At 63.0% G+C, this 16,792-nt stretch carries 19 protein-coding genes and 1 pseudogene; 10 read left to right on the top strand and 10 right to left on the bottom strand.

Going from position 1 to position 16,792, the window contains the following annotated elements; all coding sequences use genetic code 11:
- Position 1 precedes the first annotated feature (1 nt).
- From V1280_RS12190 to V1280_RS12200, 3 genes are all read left to right on the top strand, one after another.
- The gene (locus V1280_RS12190) at positions 2–880 is read left to right on the top strand and encodes an ABC transporter permease (RefSeq protein WP_334523594.1); all 879 of its coding nucleotides are present in this window, start codon (positions 2–4) and stop codon (positions 878–880) included.
- A gap of 5 nt (positions 881–885) precedes the next feature.
- Positions 886–1,617: an aspartate/glutamate racemase family protein gene (locus tag V1280_RS12195; protein ID WP_334523597.1), complete on the top strand. Its 732-nt coding sequence runs from the start codon at positions 886–888 to the stop codon at positions 1,615–1,617.
- A 249-nt stretch (positions 1,618–1,866) separates the two neighbouring features.
- Entirely contained in the window at positions 1,867–2,358 is a 492-nt protein-coding gene (locus tag V1280_RS12200; RefSeq protein WP_334523600.1) for a hypothetical protein, read from the top strand.
- Positions 2,359–2,577: 219 nt separating this feature from the next.
- Here the strand turns inward: V1280_RS12200 and V1280_RS12205 are convergent, their stop codons facing one another.
- Together V1280_RS12205 and V1280_RS12210 are read right to left on the bottom strand one after the other, a co-directional pair.
- Entirely contained in the window at positions 2,578–2,958 is a 381-nt protein-coding gene (locus tag V1280_RS12205) for a hypothetical protein (protein WP_334523603.1), read from the bottom strand.
- A gap of 103 nt (positions 2,959–3,061) precedes the next feature.
- Positions 3,062–3,370, bottom strand: a complete 309-nt coding sequence (locus tag V1280_RS12210; RefSeq protein ID WP_334523606.1) for a hypothetical protein — start codon at positions 3,368–3,370, stop codon at positions 3,062–3,064.
- Between the two features lie 95 nt (positions 3,371–3,465).
- Between V1280_RS12210 and V1280_RS12215 the strand changes: the two genes are divergently transcribed.
- On the top strand, positions 3,466–3,690 hold the full coding sequence (locus tag V1280_RS12215; protein WP_334523609.1) for a hypothetical protein: 225 nt from the start codon (positions 3,466–3,468) through the stop codon (positions 3,688–3,690).
- Between the two features lie 12 nt (positions 3,691–3,702).
- On the opposite strand, the gene V1280_RS12220 is transcribed toward V1280_RS12215, so the two are convergent.
- From V1280_RS12220 to V1280_RS12230, 3 genes are all read right to left on the bottom strand, one after another.
- Positions 3,703–5,397: a PAS-domain containing protein gene (locus V1280_RS12220; protein WP_334523612.1), complete on the bottom strand. Its 1,695-nt coding sequence runs from the start codon at positions 5,395–5,397 to the stop codon at positions 3,703–3,705.
- Positions 5,398–5,523: 126 nt separating this feature from the next.
- Positions 5,524–6,054, bottom strand: a complete 531-nt coding sequence (locus V1280_RS12225; protein WP_334523615.1) for a gamma carbonic anhydrase family protein — start codon at positions 6,052–6,054, stop codon at positions 5,524–5,526.
- Positions 6,055–6,143: 89 nt separating this feature from the next.
- On the bottom strand, positions 6,144–6,473 hold the full coding sequence (locus V1280_RS12230; RefSeq protein ID WP_334523618.1) for a DUF6949 family protein: 330 nt from the start codon (positions 6,471–6,473) through the stop codon (positions 6,144–6,146).
- A gap of 223 nt (positions 6,474–6,696) precedes the next feature.
- Between V1280_RS12230 and V1280_RS12235 the strand changes: the two genes are divergently transcribed.
- The 3 genes from V1280_RS12235 to V1280_RS12245 all read left to right on the top strand — a co-directional run bounded on the left by V1280_RS12235 (position 6,697) and on the right by V1280_RS12245 (position 10,211).
- Positions 6,697–7,410, top strand: coding sequence for a hypothetical protein (locus tag V1280_RS12235; RefSeq protein WP_334523621.1), 714 nt, complete (start codon positions 6,697–6,699; stop codon positions 7,408–7,410).
- A 292-nt stretch (positions 7,411–7,702) separates the two neighbouring features.
- Positions 7,703–9,544 (top strand): caspase family protein, encoded by a 1,842-nt coding sequence (locus V1280_RS12240; protein WP_334523624.1) that lies wholly within the window; start codon positions 7,703–7,705, stop codon positions 9,542–9,544.
- 271 nt (positions 9,545–9,815) lie between these two features.
- The gene (locus V1280_RS12245; protein ID WP_334523627.1) at positions 9,816–10,211 is read left to right on the top strand and encodes a PaaI family thioesterase; all 396 of its coding nucleotides are present in this window, start codon (positions 9,816–9,818) and stop codon (positions 10,209–10,211) included.
- A 300-nt stretch (positions 10,212–10,511) separates the two neighbouring features.
- On the opposite strand, the gene V1280_RS12250 is transcribed toward V1280_RS12245, so the two are convergent.
- Both V1280_RS12250 and cysE read right to left on the bottom strand, forming a co-directional pair.
- The gene (locus V1280_RS12250; RefSeq protein ID WP_007602550.1) at positions 10,512–10,730 is read right to left on the bottom strand and encodes a DUF3126 family protein; all 219 of its coding nucleotides are present in this window, start codon (positions 10,728–10,730) and stop codon (positions 10,512–10,514) included.
- 123 nt (positions 10,731–10,853) lie between these two features.
- Complete coding sequence (gene cysE, locus V1280_RS12255) at positions 10,854–11,678, bottom strand: serine O-acetyltransferase (RefSeq protein ID WP_334523630.1); 825 nt, start codon at positions 11,676–11,678, stop codon at positions 10,854–10,856.
- Between the two features lie 277 nt (positions 11,679–11,955).
- On the opposite strand from cysE, the gene V1280_RS12260 reads away from it, so the two are divergent.
- Positions 11,956–13,314 carry a hypothetical protein gene (locus V1280_RS12260; RefSeq protein ID WP_334523633.1) on the top strand — a complete coding sequence of 453 codons (1,359 nt, stop codon included), beginning with the start codon at positions 11,956–11,958 and terminating at the stop codon, positions 13,312–13,314.
- 200 nt (positions 13,315–13,514) lie between these two features.
- Here the strand turns inward: V1280_RS12260 and V1280_RS46785 are convergent, their stop codons facing one another.
- Together V1280_RS46785 and V1280_RS46790 are read right to left on the bottom strand one after the other, a co-directional pair.
- Positions 13,515–14,045 carry a DUF4274 domain-containing protein gene (locus V1280_RS46785; protein WP_442895230.1) on the bottom strand — a complete coding sequence of 177 codons (531 nt, stop codon included), beginning with the start codon at positions 14,043–14,045 and terminating at the stop codon, positions 13,515–13,517.
- Between the two features lie 144 nt (positions 14,046–14,189).
- A pseudogene (locus tag V1280_RS46790) lies at positions 14,190–14,489 on the bottom strand (DUF7256 domain-containing protein); the annotation flags it as partial.
- A 317-nt stretch (positions 14,490–14,806) separates the two neighbouring features.
- On the opposite strand from V1280_RS46790, the gene V1280_RS12270 reads away from it, so the two are divergent.
- Both V1280_RS12270 and V1280_RS12275 read left to right on the top strand, forming a co-directional pair.
- Positions 14,807–15,190 carry a hypothetical protein gene (locus tag V1280_RS12270; RefSeq protein WP_334523639.1) on the top strand — a complete coding sequence of 128 codons (384 nt, stop codon included), beginning with the start codon at positions 14,807–14,809 and terminating at the stop codon, positions 15,188–15,190.
- The gene (locus V1280_RS12275; RefSeq protein WP_334523641.1) at positions 15,175–15,723 is read left to right on the top strand and encodes an imm11 family protein; all 549 of its coding nucleotides are present in this window, start codon (positions 15,175–15,177) and stop codon (positions 15,721–15,723) included. Before V1280_RS12270 ends, V1280_RS12275 begins: the two co-directional genes overlap by 16 nt.
- Before the next feature lie 302 nt (positions 15,724–16,025).
- On the opposite strand, the gene V1280_RS12280 is transcribed toward V1280_RS12275, so the two are convergent.
- Positions 16,026–16,781: an alpha/beta fold hydrolase gene (locus tag V1280_RS12280; protein WP_334523644.1), complete on the bottom strand. Its 756-nt coding sequence runs from the start codon at positions 16,779–16,781 to the stop codon at positions 16,026–16,028.
- Positions 16,782–16,792: the final 11 nt, after the last annotated feature.

Genomic DNA, 16,792 nt, shown 5'->3' on the forward strand with positions numbered 1-16,792 from the left:
GATGAAGGAAGGACGCCCGCGCTCATTCTACGTGCTTGCGATCTTCTTCGGGGCCTATGTGCTGTTTCTCTACGGCCCGATGATCGCGATCTACGTGCTGTCGTTCCAGGGACCGCAGGGCGGCCTCACCTTCCCGATGAATGGCGTCTCGACCTTCTGGCTCCAAAAACTGTTCCAGGGCACCGGCATCGTCGATCTCGGCGCGGCTTTCCGTCGCTCGCTGCTGCTTGGCCTCATCGTGATGGCTGCCACCGTCGTGCTGTCGGTCGCCGCCGGCATGGCTTTCCGCCGGAAGTTCAAAGCGCAAAGCATTCTGTTCTACTCGGCGATCGCGAGCCTCATCGTTCCCTCGATCATCACCTCGCTCGGGATCTCGCTCGAATTCCGCATCATCGACGACCTGATCAAGGCGCACTGGAACGAGAATTTCGAGACCTCGATGGGCCTGCTCACCTCCGGGCTCGGCGCGCATCTGACCTGGACGCTGCCGTTCGGCCTCCTGATCATGTTTGCGATCTTCAACCGCTTTGATCCCAGACTCGAGGAAGCCGCGCGCGATCTCGGTGCGACGCCGTGGCAGGCCTTCCGTCATGTCGTGCTGCCGATCATCCTGCCCTCGGTGATCGGCATCGGCCTGTTCGGCTTCACGCTGTCCTGGGACGAGCTCGCGCGCTCGAGCCAGGCGATCGGCGCGGTGAATACATTGCCGCTCGATCTCCAGGGCCTCACCACGACCGTGACGAACCCGGACATCTACGCGCTCGGCACCATCATCTCCGCGGTGTCCTTTGCGGTGATCACGCTTGCGCTCGGCACCATCCACATGCTCAACAAGCGCCAGGCGGCCAAGGGCTCGGACGCCGGCAAAGGGCATGTCTAATTGCGATGCGACTGCACATCGTCAATCCCAACACCACTGCCACGATGACGGCGAAGATCGCCGCGGCTGCGCGTGCGATCGCGCTGCCCGACACCGTGATCGATGCACGCCAGCCCACGATGGGGCCGGTCTCGATCGAGGGATTTTACGACGAAGCCTTCGCCGTCCCCGGCATGCTCAGCTGCATCCGCGAGGCCGATCGCGACGGCGCGGACGCGCATATCATCGCCTGCTTCGACGACACCGGCCTCGACGCCGCACGCGCTGTGGCGAAGGCGCCGGTGATCGGCATTGGCGAAGCCGGCTTTCACGTCGCCAGCCTGATCGCGGCGCGCTTTGCGGTGGTGACGACGCTCGGCGTCTCCATCGTGCCGATCGAGCATAATCTGCGAAAATACGGCCTCGCCGAGCGCTGCGCCCGCGTGCGTGCCGCCGAGGTCCCTGTGCTCGCGCTCGAGGAGCGCAACGCTGACGCCCTTGGCAAAATCTCAGCGGAGATCACGGCCGCGATCCGCGACGACCGCGCCGAAGCCATCGTGTTGGGATGCGCCGGCATGGCCGATCTCGCCGCCGAGCTCTCCGCCACCCACGGCCTGCCGGTGGTCGACGGCGTTGCGGCCGCGGTGACGCTGGCCGAGGGACTGGTGCGGCTCAATCTGACGACATCCCGGCTCGGCCCCTACGCGGTGCCGCGTTCGAAGACCTATTCAGGCCCGTTTGCGCCGTTTCAGCCTTAAGCCTCCCGTACCCTGATACTCTCAGATCAACCCTAATTTGGCCTGGGCGGGACTTCTTTTGGGCGTGCCGCTCTCGCCCGCCAGAACCGTCGCCTTGGGTCAATTGCGCTTTTTCCACCGGCGGCCACCTTTTCGTCCCATTTGTTGCTGAACTGTAACGCTTTCGGGACGCCCCCGGCCGCCTTGTTCTGCGTTCTTGTGCTGCCGCTCTTCGCCACTCACCAAGTTTCAATTTGGGTTTTGTCAGCGATGATCGATCTCGCAGAGGACACACCGTCCACTTCCCTCCTCCGTCTCGGTGCCCAGCCGATCGCGTTGACGGCCGCAGCGCTGCTGTTGCTGATCGCCGGTGTCACCTCGATCGCGATCTGGCGCGCCTATACCGGCACAGCGCCCGAGACCGACCGGGTGGTCGCATCGCGGCAGCTTCAGGCGCGCACGGCGCAGGCCTCGGAGCAGCTCGTCGAGAAGACCAAGGGGCTGGAAGCGACCCAGCAGGAATCGATCGACCAGCTCCAGGTCGTGCAGGACCAGCTTTTGACCATGAAGAAGCTGCTCGCCTCGCAGCAGGCCGACACCAAGCGCCTGTCGGACCAGGTCGCCAGCTTGAACGAATCCATCGACGGTCTGCGGCAATCCTTTGCCAGCGTCCGCTCCACCGAGGCGGATACCTCGGTTACCCCAAGGAAACCGGTGCGTCACCGCGTCCATGCCAGCGCCCGCAAACGCTCACGCGGCTGATTGGATCCCGGGTCGTTCCCTTTTATTTTTGCCACTTGTGAAATGGATCACACTCGTCCGTATGATTCCGCGCGATGCTCGCCCATACCGGATGGCGTGAGCCGATTTTAATATCCGGGGCTGGCAAGGTCGTTGACGGTATACTGCGTCAACGGCCTTGTTTTTTAGTGCCGCGGTATTTGGGTGCCTCGGCCAGGCACCCGCGCTCATAGCAAGTCCCTATTCACAGACCTGAACGCGACGGACGCGCCAGCCCCATTGCGTCATCACGCGCTGCCGCACGAGGTAGCACTGCGCGCCATAGCCGCCATCGTCATAGCCGGCGCCGTAGTAATAAGGGTCGCCATAGCCGTAGCCATAGGCGCCGTAATAGCCGGCGCCCGCGATGCCGGCGCCGATTGCGACACCCGGCCAGAAGCCGCCGCCGTGCCAGCCGTGGCCCCAGCCACCACCATGGCCCCAGCCGCCTCCGCCGCCCCAATGGCCGCCGCCACCGATGTGGCCGCCTCCGCCAAAGCCGCCCCTCGCTTGCGCCGCCTGGGGCGCTGCGAGACCGACCACCGCGATGGCCAGCGCGGCCATGATCATCTTGCGTAACATCAACTCATCCTCCGCGTGGAGACGCTCCACATTCCAAAGAGAGATCAAGCTAATGTCACGCGATCATTGATGATAGGCGCGGTGGCTCACTTCCGCGCGAGCGTCAGCAGCCGCGGCAGATGCTCTTCATCTTCCTGTCGAGCAGCTGGTTCTCGGCGTTCACCGTGGCATCGGCGCTGGCGTTCGCGCCCGAAGCCGAGCCGGTGGTGACGCCGGGCGCCGTGTTCGCGCCGGAGGATTGCGCCGTACCCGAACGGTTGGTGCCGGGCGGCGGCGCCGGCGCATTGGCGACGCCGGAGCTCGATCCGGTCGAGCCGCCGGTCGTCTGCGCGAACGAGATCGCCGGCGTCGCGGCGAGTGCGAAGATCACGATCAAGGTTTTGATGGAAGCGCTTGCGGACGATCTGGTCATCGGAAATTCTCCTTGCCTCATCAACGGCTGCGGCAAACTCAGGTTCCGGAACCAAGCCCGTCACATCCGCTTGAAACAGGGAGGCAGAAACGATCATGCGCAAACTGATCGCGTTCGACGAGGATACGTTCGACAAGCTGAAGCAATTGGGGCGCGACAGGATGGCGACGTTTCAGGAGCTCGCGGACGAGGCCTTCGCCGACCTCCTGAAGAAGCACGGCATCCCCATCGACCTCAGAGACGCCTTGCGCAAGAGCGCGAGACTCGACAGCGTGGCCGAGAAGACAACGGCGCGACGTAAAGCCAAGAAGACCAAGTGACAATGGCAGCCGCTATGCCGCTGCCACCATCTTCTCGGTGCGGTCCTCGACCATGGTCACGAACATGTGGGATTCCTCGCCGGCGCCACCGATCTGGACCCGGCGGGCCGAGATCACGCGGCGTCCGCGCGTCGGATTGTCGATGGTATCCACGATCGGTTCGAGCTGCTGCTTCTGCGCGAGAAGCTGCTGGTCGCGCCGCTCGATCAGCTCGGCCGCCTCGGCGGAGAACAATTCCCGCGCGGTCTTGCCGATGATCTCGCCGCGCGACATGCCGATCATCTTCTCGGCCGCCTTGTTGACGAAGACGTAGCGCTGGTTGCGTGCATCCTTGGCGATGATCCCTTCAGTCACGTTCTCGATGATGGTGGCGAGAAAGCGCTCCATGCGTTCGAGAATGCGCTCACGCTGGCGCTGTTCGGTGACGTCCTCCTGCACCGAGACCCAGCCGCCGCCATCCATCGGACGCTCGTAGATCTTGATGGTGCGGCCGTCGTTCAGGCTGATCTCATAGGCCATCGGCTCGCGCTTGGCGATGCGCTCGAGAACGGCCGCGACATATTTTGCGACATCGCCGCTGAACAGCCCGCTCTTGACCCGGTGCTGGAGGATTTCCTCGAGCGTCGATCCAGCCTGGATGGTTTCGGGCAGATTGTAGATCCGCCGGTAATTGGCGTTCATGGCGACCACGGCCGCCTTGCCGTCGAGCATGATCAGACCCTGCGGCATGCTGTTGATCGCTGCCGAGAGCTGCCACTTCTTGGCCTGGTACTTGTCGTTGAACTGGTCGCGCTCGGTCATTGCGGCATCGCGCGCCTGCGCGGTGCCGAGCTCGAGCTCTTCGAGCTCGAAGACACGCGCGACGGCGTCGCGGAAGTTCTGCACGGCGCGCGCAAGACGTCCGATCTCGTCATCACGGCGCAGATGTGGCACCTCGCTCTTGACGTCCCCGTCCGCAATCCGGTCGGTCGTCTGCGTGATCTCGGCCAGCGCACCGACCACCGAGCTCCGCATCACGACGACATTGAGGCCGGCGAGAACGAGCGCGACGAGTCCGAGCATGAACAGATAGGCCGCGGCATAGCGGTTCTCGTTCGCGAGCTCGTCGGCATCGCTGGCGCGCTGCCGGTAGATGCGTTCGAGCGTCTCGAGGTCGACGTTGAGCTTGTTGCGCAGCGTCCGGTTGGCATCATTGTCGCCCCACTCCCGCGCGGCCGCCGGACTGATCTCGAGCCCGCGTCGTACCAGCTCCTGGCGGAAGTCGATGAATTGCGCGATGCGCTGACGGAAGCTCGCCAATTGCTCGGCGTCGTCGTCGCCGACGGTCCGCTCCATGCTCTTCACGGCGCCGGCGAGCTCGCGGTTGCGCCGCACCAGCCCGTCGGCAAACGGCTTCATCGCGCCGCGGTCACCGGACATGTAGATGCCACGCGATTCCATCACGATGGCGTAGATCAGCGCATTGATGCGTCCGACGTTGATCGCGGCTTCCGCGGAGGTGGCATGCATGTGCCGATAGGTCGTCTGCAACCGGACCGTCTGGACCGACATCACGAGCAGGAAGATGGTGACGATCGCGAGGAAGCCCGCGATGCTGTACACCTTCTCCGCGACGCTGAGCGTGTCGGTACCGCGCGCGAAGCGAACGAACTTCTTCAATAGTTGGGATCCGGCCTCGAACCGGGATCCCAGCGCCGCGGCAGCCATGGCGCTGCTCCTCCTGGTGACAACAACCCAGGATAGGCACGGTCGCGCTAGCGGAGACTTAAAGTTCCGAGCGGTATTTTTACGGTTCGGGAACCGCTGTGATGCGCGCCCGGCAAAGGACCGGCGTCAGCCGATCCGCTTCAGGCCCTTCTTGAAGCGTGGACCGTTGGCGACGTAGAATCGCGCAGCACTCCCCATCTTCTGCACCTGGGCGTCGTCGAGCGTGCGAATGACGCGCGCGGGGGAGCCGATGATCAGCGAGCGCTCGGGAAACTCCTTGCCCTCGGTGATGACGGAGCCGGCGCCGACGATGCTGTTGCGGCCGATCTTCGCGCCGTTCATCACGATCGAGCCCATGCCGATCAGCGCGCCCTCGTCGACGGTGCAGCCGTGCAGGATGACGTTGTGGCCGACGGTGCAGTTCTTGCCGATCACCATGGGAAAGCCGAGATCGGTGTGGCAGGTCGAGCCGTCCTGCACGTTGGCGCCCTCGCCGATCTCGATCCACTCATTGTCGCCGCGCAGCACCGCGCCGAACCAGACGCTCGCGCCCGGCTTCAGGCGCACGCGGCCGATCACGGTCGCAGTCTCCGCGATGAAGTAATTGCCGTCAGAGGGAAGATCGGGCGCCTGCCCGTCGAGCTCGTAGATCGCCATGGAGGTCTCCTGTCGCGTCAACCCAAGCCATAGCGAAACGACGACGAACAGGCAAAGGGCTGCCGGCGCAGGCAGCCCTGCAAAGCGCGTCAGCCCAGCACGCCGGTGGCGCGCAGCGTCATCAGGAAGAAGGTGCCGCTCATCATGCTCCAGAAGCCGGCGATGACGGTCGCCATCATCACGAACTCGAAGCGGCGGCTTTCCAGCCGCATGCCGCGGAACGTGTTGCGCATGATGATGAAGGGCGCCGCGAATACCAGGAACGGCACCGCCGCAAATGTCTTCGGGGCCACGCCCTCCTGCAACAGCCCGAAGCCTGCGGGCCGTTGCGACATCGCCTGGTATCCATTTGCGAGCGCGCCCGCGAGCGCGAAGCCGATGCAGATCGAGAAGAGAGTATTGAAAGCTTCAGGTGTCATCGGAACAGTCCGCCCATACGCAACGCCGGTAGCTTCCTGTGACAAATCGTGCCGGTTAACGCTACATTATCCTTAAGCGAAGGTTAATGCTGCCGCCCGGCCCGCGCAGAGCCCTCCCCCGTTCCCGGTAGCCGGGAACCTTCCGCGAACTCGCCGCCGCGTGGCATATTCGCCGGTGATTCGTCGGCCACCGGCCGACCCCCGGGCTCATTTGCGCGACGTCATGACGGTGTTTTCGGCAACCTCCCCTCGCTCTTCCAGGACAGGCGCAAGGATGCGCACGCATCTCGTCCCGTTTGCGCTCACCGGCGTCTTCGCGGCGAGCGCGATCGCGCTGGTTGCCTATCTCTTGTGGCCGACCTGGAGCACGGGCGGTGCGGACGCGCCGGACAAGCTGCCCGTCAGCGTCGGCGGAACGCTGTTCAACCTGCCGATCCCGGCGATCCGGATGAAGATCCAGCGGCACTCCGGACCGCAGGAGCGCATCGATCTCGATTTCCTCTATCCCTCGCTGGAAGCGCCCAACGGGCCGCGGCACGTGACGGCTGATACGGTTGATACGGCGATGCAGCCGATCGACCGCATCTTCCTGTCGATATCAGCGCATCACGATGCGTTGTCGCCCGAGCAGCGAACCGCGACGATCTATCCGCGCTATTTCGACCAGGCTGCGGCGGCACCGGACGACGGGCTGACGATGCGGATGTTCCGCAGCGACACGCCCTATGGCAGCGAGGATTTTTATTCCGCGACGAGCCCCGCGCTGACGGCGCGCTGCACGCGTGATGGGACCACACCCGGCATGTGCCTGTCCGAGCGCCGCATCGATGGCGCCGACCTCACCTTCCGCTTTCCGCGCAGCTGGCTGTCGCAATGGCGTGACGTCGCGGACGCGATCGAGAAGCTGACGACGCAGTTGCGCGGACCGCGAAGCTGAGCGCGGAGCCTCCGCAACAAGAGTCGAAAACAACCCCATGCACAGTAGCCAAGCGCCTGCCATGGCTTCATCTTTTCAAAATTTCGTATTTTTCGAATTTTGACTTGACCCGTCGGGCAAAACAGGCGCATGATGGCATCATGGCGCGATCGCCTCGAACGATGCGGCCACGCATTTTCCACCCGAAGCCGGTTGCCTGAATGGCCGCGGGCTGTGTGACAAACATCACTGATCGTGGATTGCATTTGGCCATTCTGCGAATAATCTGACGTTATTGCATTCGGGGGCTGGAATGCGGCTTCGGCTGTTTGTTTTGTTAATTCTTGCGACCTGGCTTGGGACCGGCTCTGCACTGGCCGAGAAGCGCGTCGCGCTCGTCATCGGCAACTCGGCCTACAAGAACGTGGGGAGGCTCGCGAACCCCGCAAACGTTGCCACTTTGGTCGGCGGCATGTTCAGGAAGGCGGGTTTCGACAATGTCGATGTCAGGCTCGACCTCAACGCCGCCGACATGCGCAGGTCGTTGCGTGAGTTCGCGGGCCGGACTCGCGATGCCGAGATTGCAGTCATTTATTATGCCGGGCACGGCATTGAATTGGACGGGACGAACTATTTGATCCCCACCGATGCTGCGCTGGAAACCGACGGCGACGTACTCGACGAGACGATTGCGCTCGACCGCGCACTGTTCGCCGTCGAGCCGGCCAAGCAACTGCGCCTCGTCATTCTGGATGCCTGCCGCGACAATCCCTTTGCCAAAACGATGAAGCGGACCGTGGCCGCGCGTGCCATCGGCCGCGGCCTCGCCAAGGTCGAGCCGACCAGCCCGAACACGATGATTGCCTTCGCGGCCAAGGCAGGCTCGACCGCCTCGGACGGCGATACGAAGAACAGCCCGTTTGCCACCGCTGTGGTCGAGCGTCTGCCGACGCCGGGGCTCGACCTGGGCAAAGCCTTCCGCTTCGTCCGCGACGACGTCCTCAAGACCACCGGCAACAAGCAGGAGCCGTATGTGTACGGCTCGCTCGGCGGCGATGACGTGCCGCTGGTTGCAGCGAAGCCGGTCGTCGCCGGACCGCAGGCCAACCCACAGGATGCCGTCCGCCGCGACTATGAGCTGGCGCTCCAGATCGGCACCAGAGAGGTCTGGACCGCTTTTCTCGCGCAATATCCTGACGGGTTCTACGCCAGTCTCGCCAAGGGGCAGTTAAGCAGGATTGCAGCCGAAGAAGCGCGTGCTGCGGCGGCGGACAAGGCCCGACAGGCCGAAGAGGAGAAGTCGCGGCTCGCGGCGGAACGGGCCAAGAAGGCGGAGCAGGACAAGGCCGCGGCCGCCGCCAAAGCCGCCGAAGACGCTCGCATCGCGGCGGAGAAGGCCAAGCAGATCGAGGAAGCCAAGGCGGCCGCCGCCGAGCAGCGCCGGAAAGACGCCGAGGCCGCCGTGGCCAAAGCGCTGGCCGACAAGCAAGCCGCCGAGAAGGCCCTTGCCGACAAGATCGCCGCCGACAAGGCGGCATCCGAGCTGGCCGCAAAACAGGCGGCCGAAAAGGCTCAGCGAGACGGCGAGCAGAAAGTCGCCGCGCTTGCCCCAACTCAGTCGGCGCCCAGTCTCTCGCCGCAGGAAACTGCCAGGCTGGTGCAGTCCGAACTCCGTCGCGTCGGTTGCCTGACCGATGCGTCGGGCGGAGAATGGAACGCCTCGGCGCAGCGCGCGCTGACCCTGTTCAACAAATACACCGGGACGAAGCTTGATCCGAAGCTGGCGAGCTTCGACGCTCTTGAAGCGATCAAGGGCAAACAGGGTCGGGTCTGCCCGCTGGTGTGCGATCACGGCTTCAAGGCCGACGGCGATGTTTGCGTCAAGATCGCATGCCGCGCCGGCTATCGCGTCAACGGCGACAATGAATGCGAGAAGGTGCAGGACAAGAAGCCCGTCGCGACTCGCGAGGACGCCAAGAAGCGAGACGACGAGCGGAAGAAGGTCGAGACTGCACCCGCGAAGCCGTCTGCATCCGGTCAAATGATTTGTAACAATGCGGGCTGTCGCCCGGTAAAGCCTGGCTGTCGGCTTGCTAGCGTCCCGTGGTATCACCGTACGGGCTCTCCTGGCGGGCCAATTGAAGAGTGCAACTGAGCGGCGGCAGAGACGTCGTCACCCACTTTGCAGGCGGCTGCGGCCGCCAAGGCTGCTGAGGACGCCAAGGCAGCGGCGGAAGGACGCCGAGGCCGCAGCGGCGAAGGCGACGGCCGACAAGCAGTCCTCCGAGCAATAATCTCCCGGACGCATGGCATCACTAAATGCGAGCGATCGCACTTCCTACTCACAGATTGTTGCCGATCGCACCCTCCCCGCCGGGTCTTGCGCGGGATCGACTGGTTGATTGGAAATCGCTGCGGTGACTGATATGAGCGACGCGACAGCAACCATCCCACCCGGCGCACAATTGCTCGGACGCGAATGGCTCGGCACTGACGAGAACGGGCAGGCGTTGATCCGCTTCCAGGCTCAGCCCGCCTTCACCAACAGGCACGGGACAATCCAAGGCGGATTTCTGGCGGCGATGCTGGATTCCGCCACCGGGATCTGTGCGCTGGCGGCGCTCCCTCCCGATCTCACCGTGGTGACCAAGGGCCTCGACACGCGCTTCCTGAAGCCCGCAGCGGTCGGTCCAATCACGGCACTCGCGCGCGTCGTCGAACGAACGGATCGCGACATGGTGGTGCACGCCGACCTCGTCGATGCCGACAGTATCGTCGTGGCTGACGCCACGGCGCGGCTGCGCATTCTTGCGAAGAAATAGAGTTACGAGGCCGCGGGGCCGACGATCCGTCACTGCGAGCCCAGCGGCGCAGCGAAGCAATCCAGAATCCCTCCGCGGAAAGATCTCTGGATTGCTTCGCTTCGCTCGCAATGACGGTGTGGAAGGAGCGCGCCTCGATTTTCCGATGCGTGCCCAGGACGCAGCGCAGCGTCTCTTCGACGGTGCGCTGCTGAGCCGGGGCCCATGTTGCAGCGATGCACCCGGAGCTTCTGGGTCCCGGCTCAGCACTGCAACGCCAAGAGCGTTGCAGTGCGTCCGGGACACGAGAGGCGTCGAAAACTATTCCTGATCGACCAGATCGTCCTCGAGGATCGCCATCTGGAACTGGAACGAGCGATCATCGTCCTCGTCGTCGACGAACAGCACGCCGATGAACTCCTCGCCGATATAGACCTCGGCGGAGTCGTCCTTCTTCGGCCGCGGCACGACGCGGATCTTGGGATTGCCGAATACGCGCTTCAGATACGCATCGAGCTTTCTGACTTCTTTGACGTCCACGGCAAGTCTCCGATCAAAATTGGTCGGCGGGTTTTAGGACGAGACGCGGCCAACCGCCAGCATGAATTGCCAAAGAATTTGGGGACGAAAAGGGCTGGAAAATCCGCCCCTTAGCTCGCGAGCCTAAAGCCCCGTCGCGTTGATCATCTGATCCATGGTGCGCGACGGCTCGGCGCAGCCGGCCTCGCCGACGATCTTGGCGGGCACGCCCGCGACCGTGACGTTGTGCGGCACCGGCTTGACCACGACCGAGCCGGCGGCGATGCGCGCGCAATGGCCGATCTCGATGTTGCCGAGGATCTTTGCGCCGGCGCCGATCAGCACGCCGTGACGAATCTTGGGATGACGGTCCTCGTTCTCCTTGCCGGTGCCGCCGAGCGTGACGCCGTGCAGGATCGAGACGTCGTCCTCGATCACAGCCGTCTCGCCGCAGACGAAACCGGTGGCGTGGTCGAGGAAAACGCCGCGGCCGATGCGCGCGGCCGGATTGATGTCGGTCTGGAACACCGCAGACGCACGGCTCTGGAGGTAATAGGCAAAATCCTTGCGGCCCTTCAGATAAAGCCAGTGCGCGAGCCGATGGGTCTGGAGCGCGTGAAAGCCCTTGAAGTAGAGCAGGGGATCGATGAAGCGCGAGGTCGCGGGATCGCGGTCATAGACGGCGACGAGATCGGCGCGGAAGGCGTTGCCGAGATCGGGGTCGTCGCGCAGCGCCTCGTCAAAGGTCTGGCGCACCAAATCGCCCGAGAGCGCAGCGTGGTCGAGCCGGTCGGCGACGCGGTGGACCACCGAATTTTCGAGGCGGCTGTGATGCAGCACCGTCGAATAGATGAAGGTCGCGAGCTCGGGCTCGCGATGCACGATGTCCTCCGCCTCGCCGCGGATCCGGTCCCAGATCGGATCAAGCGTTGCGAGCTTTCCTCCCGGATTGACCTGATGCACTGCCATGGGATCTGCTCTTTCGAATTGGCTCGTTTGGCTGGCTCTATAGCACAGTCTAGGCGACAAAGTCCTGACGGGCTTGCCTGAGAGTGAAACAGCGCCTTGCCCTGTGAAAGCATACCAACGCGTTGAAACACAAGAGTTTCCCGGAACGCCCCCAGGCGGCAAGGTCGGCTCAAAATGGTCAGAGTTGCGCCAAATTCAAGCCGGGCGGCGTCAAACTATTGGTGAATTTCGTCTCAACCATTATTGCGGGCATGGTCCGGACGAGGACGGAGCGGATTTGAGCATCACCACCGAACAATTGCGCGCGCGCGCCGCTGATACCTTTTGGCTGCGGCTGGCGGCGGTGGCTCTGCCCCTCCTCCTGATCGCGCCGGCGTTCTGGAACGGCTATCCGCTGTTGCAATGGGATACCGGCGGCTATCTGGCGCGCTGGTACGAAGGTTATCTCGTCCCGAGCCGCTCCACCGTGTTCGGCCTCTATCTGCATTATGGCGAGAATTTCGGCTTCTGGATCAACCTCGCGGTCCAGTCGCTGGCGACGCTGTGGCTGCTGCAACTGACGCTGCGCGTGCTCGCCTTGATCCAGACGTTCCGCTTCGTCGCGATCAGCCTGCTGCTGATCCTGTCGACGGCGCTGCCCTGGCTCGCCAGCATGCTGCTCACCGACATCTTTGCGGGGCTGTCGATCCTATCGCTGTTCCTGCTGATCGTCGGCGCAGGCCGGATTTCGGTGCTCGAAAAAATCTCGCTGTTCGTCTTCACGGCCTTTGCCGCCGCGACCCACAGCGCCACGCTCGGCGTGCTGCTCGGGCTCTGCGCCGCCGGCTGGATGATGCGGCCGTTGCTCGGGCGTCGTCTCCCGATCGCCGGACTGGCGCAGGCGAGCCTGACGATCGTCACGGGCGGCCTGATGCTGATCTCGGCCAACCATGCGCTGTCGGGCAAATGGGCCTGGACGCCCGGCGGCACCGGCGTCGCCTTCGGCCGCATGATGCAGGACGGCATCGTGACGCGTTTCCTCAACGACCGCTGTCCGCGCGAAAACTTCAAGCTCTGTCCCTATCGCAACGAGCTGCCGGCGACCGCCGACGAGTTCCTGTGGGGGCACAGCATGTTCAACACGCTCGGCCGCTTCGAGGGGATGAACGACGAGATGGGCACTATCGTCGTGCAGTCGCTCGCGGCCTATCCGGCCTGGCAGGCCGAGGCGGCCTTGCGCGCGATGGGGCAGCAATTGCTGCATGTCGCGACCGGTGAAGGCACCAGCGGCTGGATTCCCCATACCTACGGCATCATCGAGCGCTACATCCCGACGCAGGTGGCCGCGATGCGCGAGGCGCGGCAGCAGCAATGGGGCCTCGATTTCAGCTACCTCAACTGGCTGCACGTGCCGGTCGCGCTGGTCTCGATGCTGGGGCTGCTCGTGCTGCTCGGACGCGCGCTGGCCAACCGGAGGCTGGACGATCTGACGCTGCTGGCGGCGACCGTGACGCTGGCCCTGCTCGGCAATGCCTTCATCTGCGGCATCATCTCAGGGCCACACGACCGCTACGGCGCGCGCATGGTGTGGGTTGCGACCTTCGTGGTGCTGATGGCGCTGGCGCGTCGCTTTGGCGACGACATCAAAGCGCGATGAGATTGGGATGAAGCGTCATCGCGCTGGGCCTCGGCTGAGTTGCGATCGGTCAGGACTACCAAGAGCTGATTTGGCGTTCACCGCCTATCCGGATCGGCAAAGAACCAGAGTCCGAGAACGGCACTTGGCGACCCCAGGCGCGCTCGAGCGACCCGCTTCCACAGCTGCTTTTGACCCGAAACGGACCCAGCCAGCCGGGCCTAATTGACGGTCGCCAATATGGCGCGGCATTCCCCGAACTTGTCGTCCTTACTGTCCTTCAGGTCGCGGCCTGGAATCTTCTGTCCGGCCTGGAGCAGAAAGAAACTCTGGGCCAAGACCCTGTCTTCCACCGTCTCCAGCCCTCGATTGACGTAGAACATATGCGTCTCGCCATCGAAGGCGATTTCGGATCGCTGGTAAAATCCGCGCGCAAGTCGTTGACGAAGTTCCGCCAGGAAATCGAACATCTCGAGGTTACGGGGCGGGACGGACGAACGATCCTTGACCCATCGGAGATAATAGGTCGGGTCTGTCAGGAAGAAGATTTCAAGCGCGGTCGCGATATCGCATTTCTCTTGCCGGATCATCCATAACAGCGGCGCGTGGCTGTAATCCCAATTCCAGCTCGTCGCCACGATGTGCCAGACATCAGGATCGGACGTTGCCATGAGCCAACGGGCGAACCTGACAAATCTTTGGGGCTGGTAGTTGGTCCACGGCGAACAATGCTCCGCCCAGCTAAGCAGCATCTCATCGCTGTTTTCGACGGATTTCCATTGGTTGGCGAGTTGCCGCTTGCGATCCGTCTCGGCACGTCGTTCGGCCTCTTGCCGTTGCCGCCGCGCCCGCACCTCGTCCAGGTCGGCTCGATACAGGCCGAACGAATACACTTCTCCATCCTTTATAGCGACGTCGATTCTCGCATTCAGCTCGGCTGGTTTGGCCCGATACCTGACAAACCCGCGCTCGTTGGGCTTGCCTGTCTCGCCGTCCGCCAAACGCAGGTCAGGCAGCGCCTTCCGCACGGCGTCGACCGTCATGCCGATATGTACGCCGCACACCGCCATGTCACGGGGGAAATTGAACATGGCCGAATAGAAGATGGAATCGATGACCCCATCCGCATGCAAAAATCCACCGACACGCCGGTGGTTCTCTGAAAGCCGCTGAGCGTATCCAGCGCCCGCTTCCTTTCCTCCGGCCCAAGAAGCGCTTCAATCTCCGCCGGGCTCATCAGAGGACGGAGTTGCGACAATTGCTGAGCGAGGGACATCGGGACGGGCCTCGTAACGGACGGAAATATCCGGCAATTCTTGCGCGAAAATAATGGGTAAAGCGTTACGCCAATTCGTAACATTGGCTGCGGCGATCGACTAGCTGAACTCTAGTTGGGCCAATCGAGAGGTTTCAGGCAGCACTGCACTTTCGGATAATAGCTTTCATCTTGCGTTAGCCGGAGAGCTTGTAATGTGGGCCGCGCTGAAGCACTTGCAGTTCGGGGACGAGGACCATGCCAGAGGTGACCGGAACTTTAGCGCAGCAGTTTGAGCTCGTGTCGGATACGCCAACCGACATCAACGTGATCAGTTTGCGCTTCGCTCTGGCCGTAAAGGCCATCGAAATCATTGGGAAGGACCTGGCCGAAAAGTTGGCGCACACGTCTGATCCGGTCCTTGCCCGGAAGCTGGAAGACGAGGCAGCCGCACTGATCGAAGGGATCAATCGTGAGCTCGCGTGTTTGCTCGAGGCTAAACGCCGGTGGGAGGCGGCAAGAAACTGGCTGTTCTTGCGTTTATCCTGCGCGCTTCGAACGGCGCGGGCTGACCATCCTCGGATCGCAACGCTTAGTGCGTGTTCGACAAGACGAGAAAGTCCCTCATGGCTCGCTTTTTGAGACCTAAGCCGATCGGGTTGTATCGCTATGGCGCGGATGGGCTCGATGGCGACCTGATGAATCTTTCATTCGCCGATCCCATACCGGAAGGGATGAGAATATATGGTTCGAATTTTTATGGCCCGCGCGACGTGTACGGCGGCGGCGCTCGCGTCTCGGAGCGCAACATGCCGACAAAATTACGCCTCACGGGGCGCAAGCGAAGGCTTGTCGATTTCGATGGCCAGCAACACATGTATCTGGTCAGCCGCCGCTTCATCGATATTGTCGAGGGCTTCCAGAAAGAGGTCCAATATTTTCCGGTCGAGTGCTCGTGGACGGATGGTTCACCGGCCGGGCAATTCTTCTTCTTTTTCACGACGGTTTTGCTCGACGCGGTGATCCCTGAGAAGACGACCGCGACCTGGACCCCGCTCCGTTCCGGCGGAGGCCTGTGGCAACCCAAGGGGGCGAGGCCTTCGCCTTCGATAAATCCCGCTTGGGAAACACCCACATGTGGGTCGATCCAAACATGCCGACAGAGGGCGCGCTGATTACCGAAGCGCTTCATGACGCGTTGAAGGACGCGAAGATTGAGTCGTTTTACGAATGGACTTATTCGGATGAAATCTGAATTAGCCTTAGGAGGAAGCAGATGTAGCTTTCGTCGCATCGCGTCCCAGGCTTATGAGAACACGGCCTGGGATCGAACGTGAAGGCGACGTCATTGGTCCAAACTAAGCGAGATTCGAACTGCGTTCAGAAACTCTAGATGCGAAGGCACAAAATCTTGCAATCCCACCGACGCTGCTCAGGACAGCTGGGCAACAACCTCGTTTCCTCAGACAACTTTGCCTCACCCGCGGCGTGACAGGAAATCCAGGACGCCCGTCTTATAGACCTTGTCGCCGACCGCACGCATGTGATCGCGGCCGGGAATGTCCAGCACTTCCGAGCCAGGGATGATGGCGCCGAGCGCGCTGGCAGAGCCCGCAACGTCATCGGTGCTGCCGACCGCGATCAGCACGGGCACGTCGATGCGCGCGGCCTCCTGCCTGGTCATGAGATCGCGCGTGCCGCGCAGGCAGGCGGCGAGCGCGCGGCGATCGGAACGGGTTTGGTCTGCAAATGCACGAAACGTGCGCCCGACGGGATCGGTGACGTCGTCGAGCGAGGGCGCTTCCAGCGCTTTGGCCACGTTCTCGCCGGGCCCGGTGCCTTCGATCAGGCCGCCGATGCCGATGCCGCCGAGGATCGCCGAGCGCAGGCGCTGCGGCTCGTTGAGGCCGAGCCAGGCCGTCATCCGCCCGCCCATCGAATAGCCCATGATATCGGCCTGCGGGATGGCGAGATGATCCATCAGCGCGAGCACATCGCCGGCCATGGTCGGAATCGAATATTGCGCGGGCTCGTAGAGCTTTGCGCTGTCGCCATGGCCGCGATTGTCCAGCGCAATGACGCGGCGGCCGTTCTTGCGCAGTTCCGAGACCCAGGTCGGGTAGACCCAGTTCACGTTCTTGCTGGAGGCAAAGCCGTGCACCAGGATGATCGGATCGCCCTCGCCTTCGTCGAGATAGGCAATTTCAACAGCGCCGTTGTGAAAGCTCGGCATCAGCGGTTCCG

Source organism: Bradyrhizobium sp. AZCC 2230, assembly GCF_036924495.1.
GTDB lineage: Bacteria > Pseudomonadota > Alphaproteobacteria > Rhizobiales > Xanthobacteraceae > Bradyrhizobium > Bradyrhizobium rifense.